Source organism: Novosphingobium sp. ERW19 (assembly GCF_012641315.1).
GTDB lineage: Bacteria > Pseudomonadota > Alphaproteobacteria > Sphingomonadales > Sphingomonadaceae > Novosphingobium.
Window position 1 is genome coordinate 30,618 of the sequence record NZ_JABAIC010000015.1, and the last position, 24,812, is coordinate 55,429.

A 24,812-nucleotide genomic window follows, 5' to 3' on the forward strand; every position below is an offset into this window, starting at 1 on the left:
GAGAAAGACCAAGCTCCCGTGCTAAAGCGCTTCAAGATCTTCGATCCCCTGTTCATTGCGGCGGTGATTCTCCCAACGACGCTGTCCCTGCTTTATTTCGGCTTTTTCGCTTCGGACGTGTACATCTCTGAATCGCGGTTCGTCGTTCGCAGTCCCGACAAGCCCGCCATGTCCGCACTAGGCGCGGTGCTCAGCGCCGGCGGTATTTCAACGTCCGGTGACAAGAGCTACGCCGTAGTCGACTACGTGCGCTCTCGTGACGGCTTGCGCGATGCCAATGGCGATGGTGCTGTCACCAAGGCCTATGCAAACGACACCATTTCGACCTTTGATCGGTTCGGCGGCCTGCTCCGCGGCACCACGTTTGAGCATCTTTATGAATACTACACGGGCAAGGTCGCCATCGAGTTCGACACTGGCACTCAGGTGACCCGCCTGACGGTCAGCGCCTTCTCCCCGCGCGATGCGCAGCTGATCAACCAGCGGCTGATCGAGCGCTCGGAACAGCTCGTGAACCGCCTGAACAGCCGCGCACAGAGCGACACGATCCGTCTTGCCAACCAGGAAGTCGACGAGGCCAAGCGCCGTGCCCAGGCCGCCGCCGTCGCGCTCGCCCGCTTCCGCGACGACCGGCGGCTGCTCGATCCGGAAAAGGAAGCCGCAGTTCGCTTGCAGATGGTATCCAAGCTGCAGGACGAGCTGATCGCTTCGCGCACCCAATTGGCCCAGATACGCCAGTTCGCGCCACATAACCCGCAGCTCCCTGCGCTCCAGACGAAGATCGCCACGCTCTCGGCCGAAATCGCGGACCAGACCGGCAAGATCGCAGGCGCGCCCGGCTCGCTCTCGGGCGAATCCGTCCGCTACCAGTCGCTCCGCATCGATGCCGAAGTCGCCGACAAGCAGCTCGCTGCGGCCTTGGCGGGCCTGCAGGACGCAACCGCCGATGCCCGCCGCAAGCAGGCCTATGTCGAACGTGTCGCCGGGCCCAACCTGCCCGACTATCCGCTCGAACCGCACCGCTGGAAGGCGATTCTGGCCACGCTGATCATGGGAATCATCGCTTGGGGCGTGCTGCGCACCCTGATCGCGGGCGTACGGGAGCATCATGACTGATGGCCGCTGCGGTTGACCAGAATCCCAGTTTTGCCGCTTGCCTGAGGGTCCAGCTAAGGGTCCTGCGCGCCCTGTTCATGCGCGAGGTGCTGACGCGCTACGGACGCCACAACATCGGCTTCCTTTGGCTTTTCGTCGAACCGATGATCTTCACGCTCGGTGTCACCGCGCTATGGACGGCAACCAAGTCGGTCCACGGCAGCAACCTGCCCATCGTCGCTTTCGCGCTCACCGGCTATTCCAGCGTGCTGCTCTGGCGCAACATGCCCGGTCGCTGCATCGGCGCGCTGCAGGGCAGCCTCTCGCTGCTCTATCACCGCAACGTCCGCGTGCTCGATGTTTACGTCGCGCGCCTCATGCTGGAACTTGGTGGCGCGACGATCTCATTCGTCACTTTAAGCCTCGTGTTCATCACCATCGGCTGGCTCGCCCCTCCGATCGATGTTATCCAAGTCGTCGGCGGCTGGCTCATCATCGCGTGGTTCGGCTCGGCCCTTGCCATCTGGCTCGGTGCGCTGTCCCATGACTACGAACTGGTGGACAAGATCTGGCACCCAGCCTCCTACCTGATCTTCCCGCTGTCGGGCTCGGCTTTCATGGTCGATGCCCTGCCGAAGATCGCGCAGAACATCGTGCTGTGGATACCCATGGTCCACGGCGTCGAGATCGTGCGCGAGGGGTACTTTGGCGCCGCAGCGCGCGCGCACTATGATCTGGGCTACGTCTTACCGCTGTGCATGCTGGTCACCGCCCTTGCGATGTTTCAGGTGCGCAAGCTCGCGCGCACGGTGGTGCCCGAATGATCAGCGTCCGCAACGTCCGCAAGGTCTATCCCACCCGCACCGGCCCCAAGCTCGTCTTCGAAGGCGTCACCTTCGAGCTCAACAAGGGCGAACGCCTCGGCATCCTCGGTCGCAATGGCGCTGGCAAATCCACGCTGGTCCGCCTCATCAGCGGCGCCGAACGCCCCACTTCAGGCCGTATAGAGACCGACATGTCCATCTCCTGGCCGCTCGCCTTCGGCGGGGCGTTCCAGTACAACCTCACCGGCAAGGACAACGTCCGCTTTATCAGCCGCCTGTACAATCAGGATTTCGAACGCAACCTAGCCTATGTCGAGGAGTTCGCTGAACTCGGCCCCTACTTGCGCGAACCGCTCCGCTCCTACTCCTCGGGCATGAAGGCGCGCCTTGCCTTCGCCATCTCGATGATCATCGAGTTCGACTGCTTCCTGATCGACGAGATCGCCTCGGTCGGCGACGCGCGCTTTCATGACAAGTGCAATCACGAACTGTTCGAGCGGCGGGGAGACCGCGCGATGATCATTGTCTCGCACGATGCCGCCTATATCCGCGACCATTGCTCGCGCTGGGCCGTGCTCCACGATGGCAGGTTCGTCCTGCATGACGATTTCGAGGTCGCCTACGGTGAGTTCAAGGAACTGATCGGCTGGAAACCCCCACCCGGCTGGCCCTTCGTCGAACCCCAGATCGCCTGATCCAAAAGCACGCCCCCAAAGAGCACGTACCGACCAACATGATGACACCAGCATGATCAAGCCTGCAAATTTCAACCCTTTGCGACTGTTCGCCGGGGCCAAAGTGGTCGAGGGCACCCCGTCCTTCGAACAGCCAGTCTCGCAGGCCTGTACACAGGCGCAGATGACCGCCCCCCTCTATCGCCGCTGGTGCGATGAGCTGCACGAATCCCCCAGCACCCACCGCAAGCAGTGGGAATTCTGCTACATCCTCCAGGCCCTTGAAGCCTCCGGCGTCCTCCAGTCCGGCGCGCGCGGCCTCGGCTTTGGCGTGGGTGACGAGCCGCTGACCGCAGCTTTTGCCGCCCGGAACATCGCTGTCATGGCAACCGATCTCGATGTCGAACTCGCCGCCCGGCAAGGCTGGGTCGAGACGGACCAGCACGCGCGCAGCAAGGAAGTGCTCAACAACCGCGGCCTTTGCCCGCAGGACCAGTTCGACCGCCTCGTCCAGTTCCGCTTCATGGATATGAACGCCATCGACAAGGACTTGCGCGACTTTGATTTCTGCTGGTCGGCCTGCGCGCTCGAACACCTCGGTTCGATCGAGCAGGGTCTGCAGTTCATCGAGGCCTCGCTCGAATGCCTGCGCCCGGGCGGCATCGCTGTCCACACCACCGAATTCAACTGCCAGTCAAACGACGCGACGCTCGACAACGCCTCCACCGTGCTGTTCCGCCAGCGCGATTTCATCAGGCTCGCCAAGCGCCTGCGCCGCCGCGGCCACGAAATCGTCCTGAACTTCGACACCGGCGACCAGCCGCTAGACCTGCACATCGACGTACCACCCTATAGTCAGAGCAACCACCTCAAACTCCAGATCGCCCAATGGGTTACCACGTCGTTCGGGGTCATTGTGAGGAAGGCGACATCATGAAGCGCCATCTCGGCAGTGCCATTGCCGGAACCGTTAGGAAGCGCGCGCAGTCCGTCATCGCATCTGCAGCAGGCATCCCTGTGTTGGACAGAACCGATCGGCGAACTCTGATCGAGACGAGCCAGCGCGTGGCTTTGGCGGATTCCCGCTTCCTTGCCCACGTCAGGGACGGCGATGCCTTGCGCGATCAGCAGCGCTGGCCCGAGGCTGCAGCTGCCTATGAAAGTGCCCTGCGCCTGCATCCTTGGGAGCGCAGCTACTGGGTCCAGCTAGGCCACATGGCCAAGGAGCAGGAGGATTTCCCCAAAGCGGAAATCGCCTACCGCACCGCATGTGCCTTGGGCGCGCCTGGACATGACGTGGTCGAACACTTGCGCTTCGTGATGCAACGCCAGGGTGCTGACGAGCATCGCTGGCCTGTACGCTTCTACCGCAACTCGGATGGTCCGGGCGACGTGCCTGCCTACCCCGATGTCGCTCTGTTTGGCCGCCTGCTGTGGAACGTTGGCGGCATGTCCGATGCCGACATGCTTCTTCTGCTACGCGATTGTCCGACTCTGGACGGGCTGGTCGTAACAATGTGCGCGGACTCTCGCTTCGAAAGAGCGAACCGCCCGTGGCTTGAACTGATCGAGGAGCACGAGCTTTGAGCCGGTTTCTGTCTGACGCGGAAAGCCCGCCAGTTTCGGTCGTAATCAACACCTTGAACCGCGGCGATCTGCTGGGCGATGCCATTCGCGGGGTGATGCAGCTCGACTACCCGGCGGTTGAACTGATTGCGGTGAACGGTCCATCGACCGACAATTCCGAGCAAGTGCTCTCGCAATGGCGCGGCAGGATCAAGCACTTGCGCTGCGATGTTCCGAACCTGTCGGTATCGCGCAACGTCGGGATCGAGGCGGCGGACGGAAAGATCGTGGCCTTTCTTGATGACGATGCTGTGCCCCACCCGCTTTGGCTGCGCCATCTTGCCAAGCACTATGCCGATCCGTCAACCGGCGGCGTGGGCGGCTTTACCGTCGACAATACCGGCGTGCGTTGGCAAGTGCGCAAGACAGTCTGTGATCGCTTTGGCAATGCCTACCTCCCCGATGACCTGTTCGACGAACGGCGGCTGAATTTTCCCGGAGCGCCTTTCTACCCCAGCCTGCTCGGCACGAACTCAAGCTTTCGCACCGAAGCCTTGCGTCAGATCGGCGGGTTTGATCACACTTTTGCTTATCTGCTTGATGAAACCGACGTCTGTCTGCGTCTCGTAGATGCCGGGTGGAACGTGTTCTACGAACCGGCTGCCATGATCTTCCACCAGTTCGCCGAAAGTCACGTGCGATCCGTCTCCCGCAAGCCGAAGACGCTTTATCCCTCAGTTGTGAGCAAAAGCTATTTCATCTCGCGACACGGCCAGAAGGAAGGCTTCGGTACGGTGGCAAAGGAATTGGCCGCCTACGAGGATGAACTGCGCAGGGCGAATGCCTGGCTAGCCGATCATGGGGATATCTCCGTTCGCCATCGGACCAAGCTCGACGAAGATCTCACGCTGGGCATGGCCGTTGGCACGCGTCGCAGCCACGAAGCGCTGATTTCGGGCAAGACCGTTGGCGATCTGATGATCGATGCACCGCGAGGCCCGTTTCTTCCCCTCCCGGCAAGAGAGCGGTTGCGTGTTGCCCTCGTTTCTCAGGGCTATCCTCCTGAAAATGATGCCGGGATTGCTCGTTGGACCAGCCTCTTAGCCAAAGGTCTGCGCGATCTCGATATCGACGTGCACGTCATCACCCGCGCCGCGCAAGCGGCCTACCGGCGCTATCGCGATGGCATCTGGGTCCATGGCGTAGGGCGCGAGGAGCAAGGCGCTCGCCAGATTTCCGCGCGCTACGCCCTTCCCGAAGGGGGCGTGGCGGATTGGATGTCCGGGGTCATGCGTGAAATCGCCTTCCTCAAGACCTTCGGACTCGATCTGGTCTCGTTCCCGATCTGGGATCTTGAAGCCCTGCCGGTGCTCGACGATGATTCTCTGGCATCTGTGCTCAGCCTTCACACGACCTACAGCCTTGCGCGCCCGTTCAAGCCGGAATGGAACGAGCGAATCATCTACGGCAGGGCTTTTGTCGATCGCATGATTGCCGCCGAAGGTTCCGCCCTGCGCCGGGCACCGGCAATTCTGGCGAACAGTGACGCCGTCATCCGCGAGATCGAAGAGGCTTATGGTGTCGGGATCGGGGACCGGGCAACGATCGTCCCGCATGGCACCCCGGATTTGTTGGCCGATGCAGGGCTAAACCCTTCCGACAAAGCAGATTTGCGGGCCTGTTCAGGGGTAGTGAAGGTCTTGTTCGCAGGTCGATTTGAACCACGCAAAGGTTATGACCTTGCGCTTCGGTTGACGGCAACGCTGGCGGATGATCGCCGGTTTTCCTTTGCATTCGCAGGCGCCGCCATGAACGATGAAGCGGCAAGGCGGGTCCTTGCAGACTGCGGGGTCGATCCGCGTCGTCTCGGCAATGCAACGTTCCATGGCGAAGTCGACCGGGCCACGCTCGACCGGCTCTATGTCGACAGCGACGTCGTGATCATGCCCAGCCGGTTCGAATCCTTCGGGCTCGTCGCCATCGAAGGCATGTCCGCTGGTGCGCCCGTGCTTGCGCTTGCCCGCGGCGGGCTCGCCGAAGTCGTCAGTGATGGCCATTCCGGCGTACTATTCGCTCGCGAAGATGACTTCTTGGAAGGCGCGCGCAAGGCTTTGCTACGCTTTGCCGACAGACCCGCCGAACTGCGCCAACTTTCGCAGAGTGCCTACGACAGATACCTTGAATTGTACTCTGTCGAAGCCATGGCCCGCGATGTCGCCCAGTTCTACCGCAGGACCATCAGCCAAAGGAGTGCCTCCGCGTGATCGACCCCGACTGGTTTTCCACTATTCGGTGCCTGATCGGGGCCGATCTTGGTGATGATGAGGTGCAACGCCTTGCGAAGGTCCTTGGGGAGCAGGAGGAGGTTCTGCCCTACCTGTTGCTGAAGACGAACGCCTTCGCCAATTGGCCAGCTGCTCGCCTGGCGTTTCGTCAGGCTGCAAGATCGGCGATCAGACCGACGGCGTGGCGGGAAGGAACAGACTTCGCAGACGCCCCTGCCGACATGCGCGAGAGTTTCCGGACGGAGCTTTCAAGCCTGCTGCGGGTATCGGACGACGCGGACGGGGCCAAGGCACTTGAGGCCATGAGGCTATTCCGGTCCTTTTCGCCTTCGGCAAAGGACGAACCGCACGTCTTCATCCGCTCTGAATAAGCTCGGGCAGGACGCTGGGCTCCAGCCCTGCCGCAACGATCCCAATTTGCAAGCACACGAGCAAGGCTGGGCAGGTCCCACGCAAAACGCTCAGCGCCGGCAACGACAACCGAGAGCATCGCCCCATGTACTATTCTGCCACCGCACTGCAGGAATTGGCCCGGGAAGCCTTCCGAACTGGCGAGGAAGTGAAGCTGGCCCCCTTTAGCGCCAACCCGGGTGATGGCCACGCCTTGTCGGCCGTCGCGCCAGGACACGTGTTCTGCCTGAAAAGCCGCGGTGCACTGCGCCTCCATTTCCACAGCCATGCGTGGAGCGGCCACGTGCGGGTGTCGGCAGGGATTTTCGATATCGTCGTGGACCTGTTTTCGCCCGAACCCGGTTCGCGCTGGGTCGATGTTCCGGCGTCGGAGGACATCGCAGGCGATGTCGTGGTGACGTTGCTTTCGAACAGCCATCCGGATGCTCTGGGATCGCAAGCATGGATCAGGGGCATTGCCTTCGATCGCGTGCAGGACTGGCAACCCTCGGTCCTGCCGATCACGCGAACCATCGATGTCGCGCTGGGCAAAATCGGCACTTCCTCGTTCCCCATCACGACGCAGTCATCGGCAACTCCATCAAGAACCTGGGCGTCTGGGCCGAAGATGATTTGGAGTTCTTCGCCCGGCACATCAACGAAGGCGATACCATTCTCGATATCGGCGCCAACATCGGCCACCATACGGTCTATTTCTCGAAGGCTGTCGGCCGGACCGGGCAGGTGATCTCCTTCGAGCCGCAACTCGCGATCTTCCGCTATGCCTCGGCTAATGCCGTCGTAAATGGCTATGACAACGTCACGATCCTGCAGGGATGCCTTGGCGATGCCGAAGGACAGGAGCGCATGGCGCCCGTTTCCTATGACGAACAGACCAACTTCGGGGCATTGGGCGTCAGCATCGGTGATGATGAGCGCGGCGAACTGGTGCCCACCTGGGCGCTCGATGCGCTGCTTGAGCGGGGCACGGTTCAGGTCACGAAGATCGACTTTGTGAAGATCGACGTGCAATCGTTCGAGCTGTTCGTTCTGCGCGGCGCGTACAAGACACTAAAGACCTACAAACCGAAAATCTTCCTCGAGATTTCCCCGAACTGGATGAAGGAGCGTGAATACGATTACACCGAAGTCTATGAACTCCTGCGTGAAGTCGGCTATGGTTTCAGCCATTTTCGTGAAGGTGCGGGGCTGATGGACGGCGTACGGCAGTGGTCCGGAAACAAATTAGAAGAGTGGGATGTATTTTGCGAGCCCATTGTGAGCGGCGGAACCATCCGATGATGAAAATCTCGATAGACGCCTTCAACATAGCCTTGCCGCATGGCACTGGCGTGGCCACTTATGGGCGCAATCTCGCCAAGGCCGCACGCGTGCAGGGCAATGACGTACACGTGCTGTTCGGCGCATCGCAAGGCAACTCCCGCGTGTCGCTGCTCAACGAGATTGCGCTGGCTGAAGGTGATCCGGACATGAAGGGCAAGCGTGTCTCGGGGCTGACCAAGGCGGCCAAGTTCGTGCGTGCGCTTAAAGGCGCGGTCCGTCCGGTTCAGGCCACGGCGGTGCCAGTGTCCGGGCAGGTCGTCATGCCCCAGCGCCTGAAGGTTGACGCGGCACAATTCTGGAATGCGCAGGACCTTTACACAGGCTCCGACCAGCTGTTCAGGGCAACGGGCGCGTTCACCAGCGTGGCGGTCGAGGGCATTGATCTTGCGCACTGGACCTATCCGCTTCCAGTCAGGATTCCGGGTGCGCGCAACGTCTATACGCTGCACGATCTCGTGCCCTTGCGGCTGCCCTATACCACTGCGGACAAAAAGCGGGCCTATTACCGGCTGTGCCACCGCATCGCCCGCGAGGCCGACCATATTCTCACCGTTTCGGAAGCCTCGCGGACCGACCTCATCAACATCTTGGGCGTCTCCGAAGACCGCGTCTCCAACCTCTACCAGGCCAGCGACATCGCATCGACACTATCCGGTGTAGATGAGGCTTACATCACCCGTTACGTCGAAGGCCTCCTGAACACAGGCCTACGCGAGTACTTCCTGTACTTCGGCGCGATAGAGCCCAAGAAAAACGTCGCCCGCCTCCTCGAAGCCTACCTTGCAAGTTCGGCCAAGTCGCGGTTGGTCATTGTCGGCGGACCCGGATGGGGCGGGGAGCAGGATGTGAAGCTGCTCAAATCGCTGGTGAGCTTGGACGCGGGCAAGCGGATCATCTGGCTGGGCTACTTGCCGCGCGACATGCTGGCGATGTTGATCGCGGGCGCCCGCGCGACCATCTTTCCCTCGCTCTACGAAGGCTTTGGACTGCCGGTGCTGGAGTCCATGGCTCTGGGCACTCCGGTCATCACCAGCACGACCTCCTCGCTGCCGGAAGTTGCCGGAGACGCGGCGCTTCTGGTCGATCCGTACGATGTCCAGGCGATCGCACGGGCGATCCTGCGGATGGACGAGAGCGAAGAACTGCGAGCCGAGTTGGCCCAGCGTGGGCGAGTTCAGGCTGAGATTTTCAGCGCCGCTGCCTATGCCAAGCGGCTTGCCGATTTCTACCGGCGGATGGCCTAGAGCATATGTCCGTCCCACGCCTCATATTGAACAACGGGAACCACCCCATGCACGCCAGCAGCAACATTTCCTCCCGCCCGGCGCGCTGCCCAAAGCCAAGACATGTGTTGTGGCGGTATCTGGTCGGACTGTCGCTGGTGGGACTGCTTGGCGGATGCGCAGCATTCGGCGGTTCGGGTCCGAGCACGGCAAGCATCGTGCGAGCGGGCACACCCGGCGCGGCCAATGCGATTGCCTTGATCGACGTTGACGCCGACGCCATCGCCCGGCTCGGTGCGGCGCACGTCCGGCGCGCTTTTGCTGACACGCTGGGTGATGCCGATGCAGATCCGACGATCATCGGATCGGGCGACTCGATCGACATCACGCTGTGGGAAGCGCCGCCTGCGGTTCTGTTCGGATCGGGTGCGGGGCTTCCAGGCCTTGCGACTTCGCAATCGCTCAACCTGCCGCAGCAGATGGTGGGGAACGATGGTCGGGTGACGATACCGTTCGTCGGCAGCATTCCCGTCGCCGGACGGACGACGCGCCAGGTCGAGCGAGATCTGGTCGCGGGCCTGAAAGGCAGGGCCAACGCACCGCAGGCGCTTGTACGTCTGTCGCAAAACGAGGCGCGGACCGTGACAGTGCTGGGCGAAGTGGCGGCGTCGCGGCGCCTGCCGCTGACATCGCGGGGTGAGCGGGTGCTCGATGCGATTGCGGCAGCAGGGGGAAGTCGCCAGCCCGTCGGCAAGACGACGGTGCAGATGACCCGGGATGCCACCACGCTTTCGATGCCGCTCGACGACGTGATCAGGGACCCCCGCCAGAACATTCGCCTGCGTCCGGGCGATGTCGTCGCGCTCCTGTTCCAGCCATTCAGCTTCACCGCACTGGGTGCAGGCAATCTCAGCGCGCAGGTGCCGTTTGAGGCGACGGGAATGTCGCTGACCGAAGCGCTCGGCCGGATCGGTGGACTGCGCGACGACCGCGCCGACATCAAGGGCGTGTTCGTCTTCCGCTACGAAGACCCAGAAATCGTCGGCGCTCTGGCAAAAGGAAAGGCACGCCGGGAGGATGGCAAAGTGCCGACGGTCTACAGGCTTGACCTCAGCAACCCTGCGAGCCTGCTGCTGTCCCAGAACTTTGCGCTGCGCGACAAGGACTTGGTTTTCGTTTCCAGCGCGCCCGGGACCGATTTCCAAAAGTTCCTGGGCATTGTTTCGTCCGCCACGTTCTCGGTCGTCGGCATCACCAACGCTGTGCAATAGTACGGGGCCATCTGCTATCGCGTCAGCTGTGATCGCTTGGCCCGGATGCTCGTCCGGGCAAGGATCACGCTCGCGAAAATCAGCCAGACGATTGCGCCGGCCATGAACACGATAAGGGTCTGCGCGGCGAAACCCAGCACTACCAGTGTGGCGCAGGCTGCGGCGATGAAATCGCGCATGGTCAGCCAGATCAGCAGATCGGTCAGCAGCGAGTTCGGTCGTACCTGACGCAGGTAAACCTTCACTGCTTCAAAGTTGATCGGCTGACCGAGCGCCTGCGAGCGAGAACCGATCTGCCACAGGCCGACAAGCAGAACGAGAATGCCGACCAGACCCGCGAGAGCCGCTTCGCCCTGACCGCGCGAAAACAGGTTGAACGAGAGGCCGCCTAGAAAGGCCAGATTGGTCGCGGCGTCGATGAGGCTGTCAAGCCGCGCGCCAGCAGGTGACGTGCGATGCGTTGCCCGGGCAATTTCACCGTCGACGCCATCGAACACCGACGCGGCGTGAAACAGCAGCGCACCGGCAATGGCTCCGACTTGACCGCCAAGAATCAAAGCAGCCAACATCATGACTGCCAAGAACGCCGTTCCTGCAGTTGCATGCAACGGCCGGACCGCTGGCAGCTTGAGCAGAAGCGAGGAAATCAACCTGGACACGGGACGATTCAGGTAACGCGACACCAGACCGTCTTCATCTTTCGCCGTTGCCTTTAGGAAGGAGCGGTTGGCTTCACGAAGCAGCATCTTGCGCTTGTTTGCGTCAAAGGAGGGAGCAGAGTCCGTCCATTCGAACTTCGCAAGCTGGCTCGGATTTGCCCAAGCCCACGAATTTGGGTCACGCGCTATAGATGTAAGGAGATGCAGCCCATCGAGGGTCAGCACATCTGCCGCAGACGTCCCTTGAGGAAGCTGATCATACGGTGCGCACTGGGCAAGGCGCATGCTTTCGTCGAGACATTTCCTTGAGACCTGCCATTCTCCGGACGCTACGCTGCACATCGACGGCTTTCGACCTGTCGCTCGAACAACAGCGTGAATGACCCGTGCTGCTGCCGGAATGCCCGCGACGAGGTACTCTGCAGAACGCGCGTCAGGAAAATGGATCCAGATCTCGACGCTCTGCAAATCGAACCAACGGCGGCTGGTTTTTACCCAAGGCCCATCAGTGCGACAAATCGTCTCGGAGTTACTGTCGTCCAAAATCTCTAGATCCTTTTGCCGCACGAAATAGCCTGAAACAGTAACCCCCACAGCCTCTAGTCAAGTATCTCGCCGCAGTCATCATGAGTTACATCCAGAATATACAATACTCTAGTCCGGCATGACCTGCTGCGCACTCATTGGAAAAGTTCAGGTCGCTGCCCCTTGGTTAGCGTCCGCACTTGTGGTGTAGTTTTTTGGTGGAGATTGAGATGACCGCATGGGAGGCATGCCCCCATGCAATTTCGATCTCGGGAGCCACCGGGCTCATCGGTAAGGTGGAGTTACCACACTTCACACGCCCACCGAGGAGTTGATCCCGATGATCGACGACAGACTACCGCTTACCGAGCTTATGGCGAAGACCGGAGATGGAGATTTCCTGCGCACGATCGCCGAAAGCGTCTTGCAGATCATCATGGAGGCCGATGTCGATGGTCTGGTTGGGCCGGCACGGGGCCCGCACCATTGGCACTGACGCAAGGTTTGAGGGCCTGTGCCCGTGTCGTCCCTGTGCCGGTGTCGTCCCTGTGCTCATGTCGTCAAGGCCCGCTGCCCTGGCATGCCCGCCCCTTGCGGACCACTGCATCTGGAGCAGCAATGCAAAACTGATGCGCTTGGCAAGATCTCTCCGCCCAAGCCCATGGCGACGTGCGTTGCGCAACGGTGCCGTTGCAGGCGGCAGAGCCTGCCCTGGAACACGTGACACGCCCCCTGGCGATACCCATCCAGCAACGCCGGCCACCGTCCTTCTCCCATAGTCTGGCAAAGCAAAGGATTTGTCGGGAAATCGCAGGAAGGCCTTGCCCTGCCAGACCTGCTTTCCAGCAAGGTGCAGCCATATCCCGAGCCCCGTGTAATCGATGGCGCTTTTGCAATAGCTTCATCCAACCTCTACCTTTTGAACGTCCTGTGCGATAGATATTCAGGCAGCGAGAGCTGGAGATGGCTCTTGTAAACTTTAGTCATAGATCCACGAGCCCCGAATTGCCTTCTCCTGTGAATTTGCGCGCAATTGCCACTGCCTATCGCGACTCCTTGCATTCCAGGCAGGCAATTCTGCCAATGGGTCCACCGGTCAGTGCGCCCTGGAGCATTCTGCTCGAATTGTACCTCAACGCCGAGCGATACATCCCACTAAGCCTTGGTGACATGGCCTTGCTCACCGGGATCGCCCCCACCACCTCGCTGGACTGGCTTCACAAGTTGTCAAGGATGGGCCTTGTTGCCAAGGTGCCCGACCCTGGCGACGGGCGACGTTTCCATGTCTCGCTTACGCCGCAAGGGACCGAGGTTACCGAACAGCTCCTGTCTGACCTTGCACGGGTCTTTGTCCATTCGCGAAATGCGCAATGATCATCGCTCCCCGCAACTGGTTCGGGCAGCCCATGCATCGCCATGCGCCGCCCAAGGCGATCGCCGTGCCCGGCCGGCGCAGCTCCCGCCCACTTTCGCCCCCCTGCCCGTTCGTACAGTTCGGTTCATCCTGCAACGCACAGGCCTGCGGGTGCATTCATCCTGGCCATGGCGAGATCGGGATGCCGAGCGCCCGGATTCCGGGCCCTTCTGGCAAGATGCCAGCGATATCCGCGTCGCAAAGGGTACGGCAGCGGTTGCCGACAGGCTGTGGTTCATGCGCCACGATCGCCGCCTGGCAGCGTTGGCCAATCATTCCAACGATCAGGCGCAAAGCCCGCTTGCCCCCCCCTGGCGACACCTGCACTGCCGTCATCTTCCGCAACCCGGTGCGCGGCAGCAACAGCCGATCCATGGACTATCGTGGTCTTGCACCCACCTTGCGAACCCGCCGTGGGAAGCACTGAACAATGGAAGATGACGAAGACGTCCTTGATCTGGTGCTAGCCTACCGTGAGCACTTGCGCCTGCGCGAACGTGTGCTTTGCCGCCAGGCTTCCTGCCATCCTGCCTGGTCCTTGCTGATCGAGCTCCTGATCGCGCAGCTCCGCAAGGAAACGCTGAGCGTGGGCACGCTGACCCGGGCCGCAGGAATCAGGAATACGACAGCGCTTCGGTGGATAGACTGGCTGCAAGGCCGCCGGTTGATCGAACGACGTCCTGATCCGCAAAACCGCTTGCGCGCTTTCATCACGCTTTCCGCACAAGGGCGCAAGGTGGTCAAGGCCATGCTCGTTGACATGGTTGCCAATTTCGACGTGCTTTAGCGGACGGTCGATCCAGTCGGACGTCACGCATTACGCATTGGCCATAACAATCCCCCTGCCTCCTGCCCCCTCGTCCCCTGCCCCCCTGCCCCCCTGCCCCCCCCCTGCCCCTTGGCCCCTTGGCCCCTTGGCCCCTGGCTCGCACTCTTTCTTTGGCGCGACACCCATTGCGGGCCAGCGCCCCTGGCCAGCGTCGAGATGCAAGGCATGGCGAGCATGCAGCAGCCAGCCACTCTGGTACAAAAATGGTCGATGAGCTCTGGCGTTGGCGCGCCAGCGTGCCCCTGCTGGAGTACAAACCGCAGTGTCCAGGCAAATCGAGGTTCCCCCGAGCCTGGCGCACCGCGCGCTCCCGCCGGGTCTTTCAGGGCAGTTCTCATCGCGGGGCATTACCAGGTTGCGGCAGGACCGGTCCGGCTCAAACGGTCCTTTCGGGGGGCATTGCGGGGGTGGATTCTACCTTGAAGTGCGAAATTCGAGGATTTCTGAGGCTTCAGCCCCACTCGGAGGAACGCATATGGGAGCCCAATATCGCCAGCTTGGACGGGATGATCGCGAGACGATTTCGCGGCTGACAGACGCTCGCATACCCGTGCGCAGGATCGCGGCGGAACTCGGTCGGCATCCGTCCACAATCTACCGCGAGTTACGCCGTAACTTCATGCACGACGAAGAGCCGTTCTTCCGCGGTTACTTTCCGAATGTGGCCCAGAAGTACGCTGCAGACCGTCGTGCACCTGGTCGCAAACTGGTGCGCGATCCTGAACTGGCAGCCAAGGTGATCGATGGTCTACGAAAGAGTTGGTCGCCGGAACAGATTGCCGGACGCTTGCGCCACTCGGGCAGCCGGCGGGTCTGCCACGAGACGATCTACCGCTATGTCTATGGCGAAGAAGGCAAGCGCCAAGCGCTCTATCAGCTTTTACCTTGGTCGCGTAGGCGGCGTCGACCGCGCGGCGGCCGCAAGCCACGCGGTCTTCAGATCCCCCACACCAGCTGCATTGGCCAGAGGCCGTCAAGCATCTCGCAAAGAACGGATTTTGGCCACTGGGAGGGCGACCTGGTCATCTTCCGCAAGCAGTTCGGCAAGTCGAATCTGACGTCCATGGTGGAGCGCAAGAGCCGCTTCGTCATGCTCTGGCGCAACCCCAGCAGGACTTCGGCGGGCGTCATGGCTGGCATTGAAGCGAAGCTGGCTCCCCTTCCCTCCAGCCTGCGGCAGAGCATTACCTTTGACCGTGGGACAGAGTTCGCGGCCTACGGCACATTGCGATCCAGGATGGGCATGGACAGCTACTTCTGCGAGCCGAGATCGCCCTGGCAAAAGGGTGGCGTAGAGAACCTCAACGGACGCTTGAGGCGGTTCTTGCCGCTCGATGTCGATATCGCGGCCCTCCCCGTTGACGCAATCGAAGCGGTGTCTGCCAGGCTCAACGACACCCCGCGCAAGTGCCTCGAATACAGGACGCCGCGAGAGGTACTCGCCGAAACCATGGCAGTTCATGGCGCCAAAGATGACGGATCATCCGGGGTGGGGCTCGCCCCACCCCGGATGAAATGGTAACGCTCGACGGATGACGCACTTCAAATGGAACTCACCGCGCAAATTGGAGATATCCGATCCTCATGGGCGCTCGCGGGCTGCTGTGGCATGGTTATCCTCTGCACTTGGGGATGGCGCTTATGACGGGGGTGGCGATGAGCCATGGCATGCCCGCTCATCCACCTCGGCCAATCGAACGCCTGTGGTAAAAAGTATGCGCTCAGCAAGGTGCATCCTGCACTCGGTGAGGTAGCGGAAGGGCGTGGTGTCGCTGGTGCGACCAAAAGCCTCGGCAAAGCGTGTCCGGGACATTGAAAGGGTGGGCAAAGCCGGGGCAATCCAAGCGGCCTGTTCTCCCTCAGCATCAGGTCCCGTCAGTGATCAGCGTGCCACCATCCACGACAAGGTTCTGACCGGTGACGAACGCGCCTGCCGGTGATGCCAGAAATGCCACCGTGCCAGCCACTTCCGCCGGAGTGCCGGGCCGCCGCAGTGGCGTCATCGCCATGCGGCGAGCCATGAATGCGGCGTCGTGCAGCAGCGGCTGGGAAAGTTCAGTGGCGATGAAGCCCGGCGATATTGCGTTGACCCGGACATTGTGCGGGCCCCACTCCACCGCGAGATTGCGGGCAAGTTGCGCAACGCCAGCCTTGGCCAGGGCATAGGCATTGATCCTGCCGTTGCCGCGCAGGCTCGAAAGGCTAGCAACCAGAATGGCCGTGCCGCCACCACGCTCAGCGATGCGCGGCAGGGCAAGGTTGCTCAGGACGACCTGACTGCGCAGGTTGATCGCCATGACGCGGGCGTAATCCTCCATGTCGATTTCGGCGAAAGGCCCCGCCTTGCCGGTGATGCCGGCGTTGCAGACGAGGATGTCCAACCCGCCAAATTCCCGCACCGCGCAATCTACCAGAGCCGCCTGCGCGGCGTCGTCCGTCACGTCGCAGGCAAGGCCCGGCATTCCCAGTTCCGCCGAGACCGTGGCCGTGTCATCACCGTTCTCGCTGGAAATGACGACGCGCGCGCCTTGCGCGATCAGCACCTCGGCAATTGCCCTGCCTATGCCGCGCGTCGCCCCGGTGACGATGGCCGACTTTCCAGCGAGGTCGAACAGTCCGCTCATTTGTGCTCGGGCCTGTCCTCGGGCAGGGATTGCCCGTTATGCAGGTAGGCAGGCGCCTCTATCAGTATGAAGGCGATCCGGCAGGGCTTGTCGCTCGTATTGCGCCATAGGTGGTTGGTGCCGCGCTGGATGATGAAGCCGCCCTGCCCTACCGTCCGCTTGGCACCATCGTCCAGTTCGAGTTCGACTTCACCTTCGAGCACGATGCCGTAGTCGATCGAGTTGGTCCGGTGCATCGGGCTTTCCTTGCCCGGCAGCATGTCTACCACGCGAATGACCGAGCCACCTTCCAGGGTCAGTCCTGCTTCGCGATGGCGACCGTCGGTCTCGTCGTTGTTGTCGGCCGGGACCGTTGCCGTGGTCCAGATCAGCAGGAACGAGGCATCGCCCGACGGGATCATCTTTGTCGGTGTCACATCCTCGGACTTGAACACGGCGCGGCCGTTTTCATCATGGCCGGTGACAACGCGCTGAACGGGAGGAAGGCCGGAATCGGAAAGCTGCATCGGGATATGCTCCGGTAAGATCAGATGAAGCGCAAGGGCTCGGTTAGGAGAAAGCCGGCCTCGCCCGCAGTGCCCAAGGCAAGGAGAGCTGTTGCCAGCGTGGGTATGTCTGCGTCGTGTTCAAGGCCGATCTCGTCGATCCGCCCAAAGCTCCATTGGCCTTCGATGACCTGCGTGAGGTTGGTGATCACGCCCTGTACCCCGGGCACGACGCTGATCGCCGACAACGCGGCGGCACACTGGTCCAGATCGTCACAACTGCCCGTGCGAAACACGAACAGCTTGCGCGGTGCATCGTCTGCACCCGACGCAATCACGCGTTCCTGCGCGAACATCGCCAGTGATCCCTCGATTTCACGGAAGTTGTCTTCGTCCGGACCGATGCGTTCGCGATAGGCATTGCTGGCTTTCGAGGCGATCATGTCTGCCAGCGTATCGAACCGGATGACCGTGACCGCATCGCGATCCTCCAGTGCCGGTTGCACGGGGCAAGCGATGGCGTAATGGTGGATATAGCCACGAAAGCCGCTGGAAACCGCTGGTTCCGCCATCACCATCGGTCCGTGAACGGTCGCAAGATGACGCCGCAGGCCGGCACGGCCCAAGCCGGAAAGCGTGCGCGGCAGGATCATCAGCTTGATCGGACCTGACGCCGGTCCAGCTTCAGCCACGTCCGACTTCGTGGTCGATCGCGCCGAAGGGAGCGCCTCCGTGCCCATAAGTCTTGTCTCCCGATAGCCGTTTCAGCCAGCAGATAGACGGCCTCACCATGCCCGACAAAGGCATTCGGTCGATAGCTTGGCATCGATACAATGCGTTGGTCGCCCGCGATCCGCTGCGGCAATGGCAAGAAAATTGCCAATAAATCTGCGGGGAGAACCATGGCCATCTGGCTCAAGCGCGGCGCTGCTGCTGACGTCAAAGTGCAAAGCGATCGCAAGATCCGGGACATTGTCGAGGCGGCCCTTGCCGATATCGAACAGCGCGGGGACGACGCCGTGCGCGAGATGTCCATCAAGTTCGATGGCTGGGACCGTGAAGACTATCGCCTGTCGCAGCCCGAAATCGATGCGGCGGTCGACAGCCTGACCGCGCAGGAGCGCAAGGACATCGAGTTTGCGCAGGCACAGGTCCGCAACTTCGCACAGATCCAGCGTGCCAGCATGCAGGACGTCGAGGTTGAGACGCTGCCTGGTGTCATCCTCGGCCACAAGAACGTGCCGATACAGGCAGCGGGGTGCTATGTGCCTGGCGGCAAGTATCCGCTGCTGGCCTCTGCGCACATGAGCGTGATCACGGCCAAGGTTGCGGGCGTGCCGCGCGTTGTCACTTGCGCTCCGCCGTTCCAAGGCAAGCCTGCGCGGGCCATCGTTGCAGCGCAGGCCATGGCCGGGGCCGATGCGATCTACGCGCTGGGCGGCATCCAGGCGATCGGCGCGATGGCCATTGGCACGCAGAGCATCGATCCGGTCGACATCATGGTTGGCCCCGGCAACGCGTTCGTGGCAGAGGCCAAGCGCCAGTTGTTCGGCCGGGTGGGGATCGGCCTTTTCGCTGGCCCTACCGAAACCCTGATCATTGCCGACGAAGTGGGCTGCGATCCGGAACTGGCCGCCACGGACATCCTGGGACAGGTCGAGCACGGTCCGGACAGCCCCGGCGTGCTGCTGACAAATTCTGAGAAACTGGCGCGCGAGACGATGGCCGAGATAGAGCGGTTGCTGAAGGTGCTGCCGACCGCCGATCATGCCCGCAAGGCGTGGGACACCTATGGCGAAGTGATCGTGGCAGAGAGCTACGAGGAAATGGTGCGCATCGCTGACGAAATTGCCAGCGAGCACGTGCAGGTGATGACCGCCGATCCCGATTATTTTCTGAAGAACATGACCAATTACGGAGCCTTGTTCCTTGGGAGCCGGACCAATGTGGCCTATGGCGACAAGGCGATCGGCACCAATCACACACTGCCTACCAAGAAAGCGGCGCGCTATACCGGCGGACTGTGGGTCGGCAAGTTCCTCAAGACCTGCACCTACCAGAAGGTCCTGACCGACGAGGCATCGACGCTGGTTGGCGAATACTGCAGCCGTCTCTGCGCATTGGAAGGCTTTGCCGGTCACGGCGAGCAGGCCAACGTCCGGTTGCGCCGGTTCGGTGGCCGCAATTTGCCCTATGCCGGGCAGGCAGAACCCAGCGAATTGACGCGGGCGTGATGAACCTGCCGCGCACGCCGTCCTTCCGGCTCGATGGCAAGCGCGCCATCGTGACCGGTGCCGGGCGTGGCATCGGCCTTGCCGCTGCAGCCGCGCTGGCAGACGCTGGTGCTGCAGTCGTGCTTGTCGCACGCTCCTCTGCCGAGATCGAGCAGGCGGCAGCAGCCATTGGCAACGGCGCGCTAGCGGCAACGCTCGACGTGTCCGACACGGCTGCGGTGTCCGCCTTCTTTGCCGGACGCGAGCCGTTCCATGTCCTGGTCAACAACGCCGGGACCAATCGCCCCAAGCCGATGTGGGACCTGACCGAAGCCGATTACGATGCCGTCCTGGATCTGAACTTGAAGGCCGCATTCTTTGTGGCGCAGGCCTGCGCACGACGGATGATCGAGACCGGCACCCAAGGCTCGCTGATCCACATGGGTAGCCAGATGGGCCACGTCGGCGGCCCCAACCGTAGCCTCTATTGCGCCAGCAAGTGGGCACTGGAGGGCATGAACAAGGCTTTCGCGCTTGATCTTGCCCCGCACGGAATACGCTCGAACACCATCGCGCCAAATCGTACTGGAACCGCACGTCGGCGCGACGAAACTCATCCACCGTGCCAAGGTCATTGACCATGACATAGGCCGCGATCAGGTCGCCCGCCTCGTCCGGACGAACGTAGCGGCCCGTGCTGCCGACGATGGCTCCGAACTCCAGCTCCCAGTCCGGGTGCTCGCCGATCAAGGGCAGTGGCACATCGTCACTCGGTCCGCACAGCGAAGAGTGCAGACCGGTCCAGAAAAACGGCATCCCTTCACGCGCGCGGCGGTCCATCTCCGCCAGGTTGCGCTGGAAGAACTGCTCGTCGCTTTCGCCAGGCAGACGCTTGTCCTGGTTGAACTTGTTGAACGTCATCATCTCCGCCACGTGCTGGCGGTAGTTGGACCCGGCGCAGAGCATGTTGGGGTGTTCGAGCACGGCATGGATATGCACCGCGCTGTAATCAAGCGCGGAGCGGTCCTGACGGGCCGCCACATCATTGGCGAGGTTCGAGGCGCGCGCCCAATCCGCAAAGACGGCGTGGGTATCGCGATACTCGTCCCCCAGGCTGAAGACAGCGCCGCCGGGCACTACGACACCGGGAAAAGGCGATTGCCCATCGGCGCTGAAAGTACCGATCCCGAAAGAACCCGAAACGAGCCCGGTCACGGGGTCGATGCCATCGGGTTCGGGGGCCGCGGGCAGCGGCTTGATAAAACTGTGGTCGCTCAAATTACTCTCCCAGAAATGTTGGATCGTGATGGGCTGAGGATGCTCAGGAGAAATACCGGTCCGGCGGTTCGGAGCTCCACACGTCCATTTCCACGTCGTGGATGTCGTGGATGCGCGTGCCATGAGCGCGGTTCAGGCGATCCGTATCGGTGAAAGTCTCGAACCGATTGCCGTCCGGGTCCCGCCAGACATCGAAAACGTGGCTGCCATGGGGATGGCGGCCAACTCCCCAGATCAAGCCGTACCCCTTTGATTCAAGGTAGCGGTGCGCCATGAATTGGGCTTCAAAGTCTTGCGCCTCGAAGCTGATGTGATGGCAACCTGCCACGCCGTCGCGGCTTTGCATCAGGGCGACAACGTGGTGATCGACCAGTTCGTCACCGCGATCCAGACGGCAGAAGCCGATGATCTGAACCTGCGGCATTCCGGGCACGTGATAGACATCGCTGGGGATCAAGCCGAGCACCTCCTGATACCAAGGCAGCGAGGCCTTGAAGTCGGGCACGAACAGGCCAAGGTGACCAAGTCGGAACAGCTTGGCCGGGGCCATCGGGCGCTTCGGCTCGAACCGCCCGACGCGAGGATAGCCAAGCGGCGAATTCATTTCCCAACCGGGATATGGCTCGCCCGGCTCCTTGCTGCCGGTGCCATGCACCAGATCCACGCGAAAGCCGTTCGGATCGGTCATGGAAACAAACCGTCCGCCCCCTGGCAGGTCGATCTCGGCTACCGCCGTTGCGCCATGCCGGGCCACCGCTTCTTCCAGATCGGCCTCGGAATCCACTTCAAAGGCAAAGCCGATGAAACGCGGGGTCTCTGCCGGGAATGCGACGAAAGCGAATGCGTCGGCGCCAGCGGTTGCCATCACCAGCCGCTCGCTGTTCTTTTCAACCGTGATCAGGCCAAAGTCCTGTGCAAACCGCTCGGTCGCGGCCATGTCCCTCACTTCGAAAGAGACATGGTGCAGATTGCGCAACTTCATTTCAAATCAACTCCCAATTCGCATCATGCAGACTTTCGGACCTGTCGCCGCTAACGTCCAATCGAATATGTAGGTTGCGACTTATCAGTACTGCTGATAAGTCGTGGGAATGCGGTTCGACGGCCTTGACCTTAATCTGCTGGTGGCGCTCGAGGCGCTGATCGAAGAGCGGAACGTCTCGAACGCAGCGCGTCGGCTGCACCTGACGCAGCCTGCCGTGACCGGTGCGCTCAACCGCTTGCGCGATTATTTCCAGGACGATCTGCTGGTCTTGCAGGGCCGCCGGATGCAGCCGACGCCCAAGGCCGAAGCCCTCAGTGGCCCGGTCAAACGAGCGCTCCTGCAGATCAGGGGCGAGATTACGCGCGCCGGAACGTTCGATCCGGCTACGTCCTCGCGCCACTTCCTGATCATCGCGTCGGACTATGCCTTCACCATCGTCCTGGCCGATGCGATCGCGAAGTGTTCGGCCAGTGCCCCGGGCGTCACGTTCGAAATCATCCCGCCCAGCAGTTCCGCCGGTGAGCGGCTGGAGCGCGCCGAAGTCGACCTGTGCCTCACCGTCATGCCCTATGCCAACGCGCGCTATCCCACGCGCGAACTGTGGCGCGACACCGACGTCATCATCAGCTGGGAAGGCGCGGGCTATGGCGCCATCACCGAGGACGTGTTCTTCGGTGCCGGCCATGCCGTGTCCACTTTCGGCCCTGATCGCCGCCCTTCCGTGACCGATAGCCACATCGCCACTTTCGGGCGCGATCGTCGCATCGAAGTGCTGCTCCCCGGATTTGCCGATCTGTGCCGGGCCGTGGTTGGCACCAAGCGCCTGGCCACGATGCACCGCGCCTATGCCGAGCATCTCGCCCAGCACAACCCGATCCGCATCCACGAAACCTGGGCCCCCTTCCCCGAGGTCGTCGAAGTGGCGCAGTGGCACAAGGTGCGCGAAAGCGACACCGGGGTGCATTGGTTGCTCGGTCTCCTGTCAGCCCAGATTGCGGGTCAACCCGCGGCCTGACACCCACAGGACTTGAGGCCCAGCAGTTCCGCCGCGTTCAACCCAAGGATTCTGGCCTTTACCGGTTCAGGCAAGTGGTCGTGGAACGCCAGGGGATCGGGCTCGGCCATGTCGAAAGGATATTCCGTACCCATGCATAGACGATCGACGCCATGCGTGGCGACCAGACTGTCCAGCTGCGCCCGGTCGAACACGAGCGTGTCGAGCCACACTTGCCGCAGGTAGGAGGACGGCTCGCGGCTGATATGTTGGCGGCAGTCCTCGCGCGCACGGAATGCGTGGTCCATCCGGCCCCAGTAGGCTGGCAAGTACCCCCCACCATGCGCCACGCACAGCTTGAGCCCTGAGTGTGCCTCTAGCACGCCGCCGAAAATCAGGTGGCTCAATGCGATCGAGGATTCGAGCGGGTTGCCGATGATGTTATCAAGGTAATGTTCGGCCAGCCGCGCCCCGTGGGTGAAGCCCAGCGGATGGAGGAAGACAAGCACGCCCAGCTCCTCGGCCGCCGCGAAGAAAGGCCGAAACGCATCGTCGGCCAGTTCGCGCCCTGCCACGTTCGACCCGATCTCCACGCCGCGCAAGCCGAGCGCGTTCACGCAGCGGCGCAGTTCGGCCACCGCCATCGCGACATCCTGTAGCGGCACGGTGCCCATTCCGACCAGCCTGTCGGGATGCTTTGCCGCGGCCTCGGCCACGCCATCGTTCACCAGTCGCGCAGCCTCTCGGCCCACTTCCGGCGGTGCCCAGTAATAGTATTGCCCCGGCGAAGGGCTGATCGCCTGAACGTCCACCCCCAGCCGATCCATGTCGGCAAGGCGTTCGTCCACCCCGTTGAGCTTTCGCCCGACCGTGGCAAACATCTGCGCGTTGGTGGCGCGGGATGCGGGTGACATGAAGGCCATGGGATCGGGCACGTCGCTCACCTGCCCGCGCACGAAGGCCTCGGCCGCCGCGACGTTCAGGTGGCAGTGCAGATCGACCACCAGATGCTTGCCGCGCTGGCTGACTGGGATCGGCGCGCGCTCCGGCCCGCACGTGGTCAGCCGGTCTGTCGCGCTCATGCTTCGGCCTCAAGCATCTGCTCGATCCGCCGCCGCACCTTGACTGCCGGGCCGTCAGCCTTGACCAGCAGTTCACGCTGGATCTGGCAGGCCGTTTCGGCCACAGGCTCGATCGCTTCGATCGCCTCGATGTCCTGCTGGCGGATGCGGCTGTCGGATTCCAGCTGGAACGCATCGAGCTTTGCATCGCCAAGCCGGAAATTGCGCGTGGCGAAGCCGAAGTAATGCGTCGAGTTCGCGGTTTCGGGCGTCATGCCATGCAGGATGTGCAGATGGCCCAGTTCCGGCGGGACAGTATCGTGGCCGGGCACGGCGGTGAACAGCGGCATGTTCGTGCGGATCAGTTCGGGACCGTAGAAATCGGTGACGGACTCCCAGTCGGCCAGTCCTTCGTAGCGGTTTTCCGCGCCCCACATGTCGTCATTGAAGGAACTCCACGGCAGCTTGCCGGTGCGGATCAGGCGGTAGCTGCGCTCGCGCTCCTCCTCGCGCATCGGCATGGCCTTCATCGCATCACCGCCGGGGATGTGCCAGTGCAGGTAGGGCAGATGAGTAAGGTCCATCAGGTTGTCGATCAGCAATTGCGCCCGGCCCTTTACCACGAAATGGTTGGCCGAACTGAAATGCCAGCCCTCCTGGCCCAGACCGAAATCCTCGTATGGCGGGATCAGATCAGGGTCGAGGAGATCCCAGTCACCCATCCAGATCCAGCACAGCGGGCCACGCTCCACCACCGGATAGGTCGGCTGGCAGAAGCCGGCCGAGGTCCCCTGTGAGGGAATCGCGCTGCATTTGCCGTCAGCCTCGAACCGGAAACCGTGATAGCCGCAGACGACGGCGTCTCCTTCGACCCGCCCTTTGGCAAGCGGGAAATAGCGATGCGGGCAGATGCCGTACATCGCAACCGGCGCGCCAGCCTCGGTGCGATAAAGCACCAGCGGCACGTCCAGAATCGTGCGGCCGATTGGCTCGCGCCCCACTTCGTGTGAAAATGCGGCAATGTACCAACGATTTTGAACGAACTTGCGATCACTATTGAACGGGTACATCCG

Annotated in this window: 23 protein-coding genes and 2 pseudogenes; 17 read left to right on the plus strand and 8 right to left on the minus strand. The window is 62.0% G+C overall.

Annotated elements, in window-relative coordinates; all coding sequences use genetic code 11:
* Positions 1-18: 18 nt before the first annotated feature.
* From HGI46_RS20115 to HGI46_RS20160, 10 genes are all read left to right on the plus strand, one after another.
* A complete protein-coding gene (locus HGI46_RS20115; RefSeq protein WP_168905598.1) occupies positions 19-1,116 on the plus strand; it encodes a hypothetical protein in 1,098 nt (365 codons plus the stop codon).
* A complete protein-coding gene (locus tag HGI46_RS20120) occupies positions 1,116-1,919 on the plus strand; it encodes an ABC transporter permease (protein ID WP_168905599.1) in 804 nt (267 codons plus the stop codon). Before HGI46_RS20115 ends, HGI46_RS20120 begins: the two co-directional genes overlap by 1 nt.
* Positions 1,916-2,614, plus strand: a complete 699-nt coding sequence (locus HGI46_RS20125) for an ABC transporter ATP-binding protein (protein WP_168905600.1) — start codon at positions 1,916-1,918, stop codon at positions 2,612-2,614. The genes HGI46_RS20120 and HGI46_RS20125 overlap by 4 nt, the downstream gene beginning before the upstream one ends.
* A gap of 52 nt (positions 2,615-2,666) precedes the next feature.
* Positions 2,667-3,530 (plus strand): class I SAM-dependent methyltransferase, encoded by an 864-nt coding sequence (locus HGI46_RS20130; RefSeq protein WP_168905601.1) that lies wholly within the window; start codon positions 2,667-2,669, stop codon positions 3,528-3,530.
* A gap of 83 nt (positions 3,531-3,613) precedes the next feature.
* On the plus strand, positions 3,614-4,180 hold the full coding sequence (locus HGI46_RS20135) for a tetratricopeptide repeat protein (RefSeq protein ID WP_168905602.1): 567 nt from the start codon (positions 3,614-3,616) through the stop codon (positions 4,178-4,180).
* Positions 4,177-6,423 carry a glycosyltransferase gene (locus HGI46_RS20140; protein WP_168905603.1) on the plus strand — a complete coding sequence of 749 codons (2,247 nt, stop codon included), beginning with the start codon at positions 4,177-4,179 and terminating at the stop codon, positions 6,421-6,423. Before HGI46_RS20135 ends, HGI46_RS20140 begins: the two co-directional genes overlap by 4 nt.
* A complete protein-coding gene (locus HGI46_RS20145; RefSeq protein WP_168905604.1) occupies positions 6,420-6,815 on the plus strand; it encodes a hypothetical protein in 396 nt (131 codons plus the stop codon). The genes HGI46_RS20140 and HGI46_RS20145 overlap by 4 nt, the downstream gene beginning before the upstream one ends.
* A gap of 481 nt (positions 6,816-7,296) precedes the next feature.
* Positions 7,297-8,136, plus strand: coding sequence for an FkbM family methyltransferase (locus tag HGI46_RS20150; protein WP_168905605.1), 840 nt, complete (start codon positions 7,297-7,299; stop codon positions 8,134-8,136).
* The gene (locus HGI46_RS20155; protein WP_206065855.1) at positions 8,136-9,422 is read left to right on the plus strand and encodes a glycosyltransferase family 1 protein; all 1,287 of its coding nucleotides are present in this window, start codon (positions 8,136-8,138) and stop codon (positions 9,420-9,422) included. Before HGI46_RS20150 ends, HGI46_RS20155 begins: the two co-directional genes overlap by 1 nt.
* A gap of 104 nt (positions 9,423-9,526) precedes the next feature.
* Complete coding sequence (locus HGI46_RS20160) at positions 9,527-10,672, plus strand: polysaccharide biosynthesis/export family protein (RefSeq protein ID WP_346766783.1); 1,146 nt, start codon at positions 9,527-9,529, stop codon at positions 10,670-10,672.
* A gap of 14 nt (positions 10,673-10,686) precedes the next feature.
* Here the strand turns inward: HGI46_RS20160 and HGI46_RS20165 are convergent, their stop codons facing one another.
* Positions 10,687-11,874, minus strand: a complete 1,188-nt coding sequence (locus HGI46_RS20165; RefSeq protein WP_168905608.1) for a CDP-alcohol phosphatidyltransferase family protein — start codon at positions 11,872-11,874, stop codon at positions 10,687-10,689.
* Between the two features lie 322 nt (positions 11,875-12,196).
* On the opposite strand from HGI46_RS20165, the pseudogene HGI46_RS20170 reads away from it, so the two are divergent.
* The 4 genes and pseudogenes from HGI46_RS20170 to HGI46_RS20185 form a co-directional block, all read left to right on the plus strand.
* Positions 12,197-12,322: pseudogene (locus tag HGI46_RS20170) on the plus strand (IS256 family transposase); the annotation flags it as partial.
* Between the two features lie 617 nt (positions 12,323-12,939).
* Entirely contained in the window at positions 12,940-13,230 is a 291-nt protein-coding gene (locus HGI46_RS20175) for a winged helix DNA-binding protein (protein ID WP_162896217.1), read from the plus strand.
* 470 nt (positions 13,231-13,700) lie between these two features.
* Complete coding sequence (locus tag HGI46_RS20180; RefSeq protein WP_118074928.1) at positions 13,701-14,057, plus strand: hypothetical protein; 357 nt, start codon at positions 13,701-13,703, stop codon at positions 14,055-14,057.
* Between the two features lie 517 nt (positions 14,058-14,574).
* A complete protein-coding gene (locus HGI46_RS20185) occupies positions 14,575-15,621 on the plus strand; it encodes an IS30 family transposase (protein ID WP_118075685.1) in 1,047 nt (348 codons plus the stop codon).
* A gap of 343 nt (positions 15,622-15,964) precedes the next feature.
* Here the strand turns inward: HGI46_RS20185 and HGI46_RS20190 are convergent, their stop codons facing one another.
* From HGI46_RS20190 to HGI46_RS20200, 3 genes are read right to left on the minus strand one after another with little or no spacing between them, the layout of a single operon-like run.
* The gene (locus HGI46_RS20190; RefSeq protein ID WP_168905609.1) at positions 15,965-16,723 is read right to left on the minus strand and encodes an SDR family oxidoreductase; all 759 of its coding nucleotides are present in this window, start codon (positions 16,721-16,723) and stop codon (positions 15,965-15,967) included.
* Positions 16,720-17,229, minus strand: a complete 510-nt coding sequence (locus HGI46_RS20195; RefSeq protein ID WP_118074930.1) for a cupin domain-containing protein — start codon at positions 17,227-17,229, stop codon at positions 16,720-16,722. The genes HGI46_RS20190 and HGI46_RS20195 overlap by 4 nt, the downstream gene beginning before the upstream one ends.
* A 20-nt stretch (positions 17,230-17,249) precedes the next feature.
* Positions 17,250-17,948, minus strand: a complete 699-nt coding sequence (locus tag HGI46_RS20200; protein ID WP_118074931.1) for an EthD domain-containing protein — start codon at positions 17,946-17,948, stop codon at positions 17,250-17,252.
* A gap of 162 nt (positions 17,949-18,110) precedes the next feature.
* On the opposite strand from HGI46_RS20200, the gene hisD reads away from it, so the two are divergent.
* Both hisD and HGI46_RS20210 read left to right on the plus strand, forming a co-directional pair.
* Positions 18,111-19,442: a histidinol dehydrogenase gene (gene hisD, locus HGI46_RS20205; RefSeq protein ID WP_168905610.1), complete on the plus strand. Its 1,332-nt coding sequence runs from the start codon at positions 18,111-18,113 to the stop codon at positions 19,440-19,442.
* Entirely contained in the window at positions 19,442-20,059 is a 618-nt protein-coding gene (locus HGI46_RS20210) for an SDR family oxidoreductase (protein WP_118074933.1), read from the plus strand. The genes hisD and HGI46_RS20210 overlap by 1 nt, the downstream gene beginning before the upstream one ends.
* Positions 20,060-20,090: 31 nt before the next feature.
* On the opposite strand, the pseudogene HGI46_RS22495 reads toward HGI46_RS20210, so the two are convergent.
* Positions 20,091-20,822 (minus strand): annotated as a pseudogene (locus HGI46_RS22495) (fumarylacetoacetate hydrolase family protein); the annotation flags it as partial.
* Entirely contained in the window at positions 20,743-21,681 is a 939-nt protein-coding gene (locus tag HGI46_RS20220) for a VOC family protein (protein WP_168905611.1), read from the minus strand. The gene HGI46_RS20220 and the pseudogene HGI46_RS22495, both read right to left, overlap by 80 nt.
* A gap of 109 nt (positions 21,682-21,790) precedes the next feature.
* Between HGI46_RS20220 and HGI46_RS20225 the strand changes: the two genes are divergently transcribed.
* Positions 21,791-22,699: a LysR family transcriptional regulator gene (locus HGI46_RS20225; protein ID WP_118074935.1), complete on the plus strand. Its 909-nt coding sequence runs from the start codon at positions 21,791-21,793 to the stop codon at positions 22,697-22,699.
* Here the strand turns inward: HGI46_RS20225 and HGI46_RS20230 are convergent.
* On the minus strand, positions 22,684-23,760 hold the full coding sequence (locus HGI46_RS20230) for an amidohydrolase family protein (RefSeq protein WP_168905612.1): 1,077 nt from the start codon (positions 23,758-23,760) through the stop codon (positions 22,684-22,686). The genes HGI46_RS20225 and HGI46_RS20230 overlap by 16 nt on opposite strands.
* Positions 23,757-24,809 (minus strand): aromatic ring-hydroxylating dioxygenase subunit alpha, encoded by a 1,053-nt coding sequence (locus HGI46_RS20235; protein ID WP_168905613.1) that lies wholly within the window; start codon positions 24,807-24,809, stop codon positions 23,757-23,759. Before HGI46_RS20235 ends, HGI46_RS20230 begins: the two co-directional genes overlap by 4 nt.
* Between the last annotated feature and the right edge of the window lie 3 nt (positions 24,810-24,812).

Coding starts and splice junctions, on each gene's coding strand:
- HGI46_RS20175 (WP_162896217.1), top strand. CDS start 12,940: ATGGGTCCACCGGTCAGTGCGCCCTGGAGCATTCTGCTCGAATTGTAC.
- HGI46_RS20230 (WP_168905612.1), bottom strand. CDS start 23,760: ATGAGCGCGACAGACCGGCTGACCACGTGCGGGCCGGAGCGCGCGCCG.
- HGI46_RS20235 (WP_168905613.1), bottom strand. CDS start 24,809: ATGTACCCGTTCAATAGTGATCGCAAGTTCGTTCAAAATCGTTGGTAC.
- HGI46_RS20190 (WP_168905609.1), bottom strand. CDS start 16,723: ATGAGCGGACTGTTCGACCTCGCTGGAAAGTCGGCCATCGTCACCGGG.
- HGI46_RS20220 (WP_168905611.1), bottom strand. CDS start 21,681: ATGAAGTTGCGCAATCTGCACCATGTCTCTTTCGAAGTGAGGGACATG.
- HGI46_RS20185 (WP_118075685.1), top strand. CDS start 14,575: ATGGGAGCCCAATATCGCCAGCTTGGACGGGATGATCGCGAGACGATT.
- HGI46_RS20180 (WP_118074928.1), top strand. CDS start 13,701: ATGGAAGATGACGAAGACGTCCTTGATCTGGTGCTAGCCTACCGTGAG.
- HGI46_RS20130 (WP_168905601.1), top strand. CDS start 2,667: ATGATCAAGCCTGCAAATTTCAACCCTTTGCGACTGTTCGCCGGGGCC.
- HGI46_RS20225 (WP_118074935.1), top strand. CDS start 21,791: ATGCGGTTCGACGGCCTTGACCTTAATCTGCTGGTGGCGCTCGAGGCG.
- HGI46_RS20200 (WP_118074931.1), bottom strand. CDS start 17,948: ATGGGCACGGAGGCGCTCCCTTCGGCGCGATCGACCACGAAGTCGGAC.
- hisD (WP_168905610.1), top strand. CDS start 18,111: ATGGCCATCTGGCTCAAGCGCGGCGCTGCTGCTGACGTCAAAGTGCAA.
- HGI46_RS20195 (WP_118074930.1), bottom strand. CDS start 17,229: ATGCAGCTTTCCGATTCCGGCCTTCCTCCCGTTCAGCGCGTTGTCACC.
- HGI46_RS20120 (WP_168905599.1), top strand. CDS start 1,116: ATGGCCGCTGCGGTTGACCAGAATCCCAGTTTTGCCGCTTGCCTGAGG.
- HGI46_RS20210 (WP_118074933.1), top strand. CDS start 19,442: ATGAACCTGCCGCGCACGCCGTCCTTCCGGCTCGATGGCAAGCGCGCC.
- HGI46_RS20125 (WP_168905600.1), top strand. CDS start 1,916: ATGATCAGCGTCCGCAACGTCCGCAAGGTCTATCCCACCCGCACCGGC.
- HGI46_RS20150 (WP_168905605.1), top strand. CDS start 7,297: ATGGATCAGGGGCATTGCCTTCGATCGCGTGCAGGACTGGCAACCCTC.
- HGI46_RS20155 (WP_206065855.1), top strand. CDS start 8,136: ATGAAAATCTCGATAGACGCCTTCAACATAGCCTTGCCGCATGGCACT.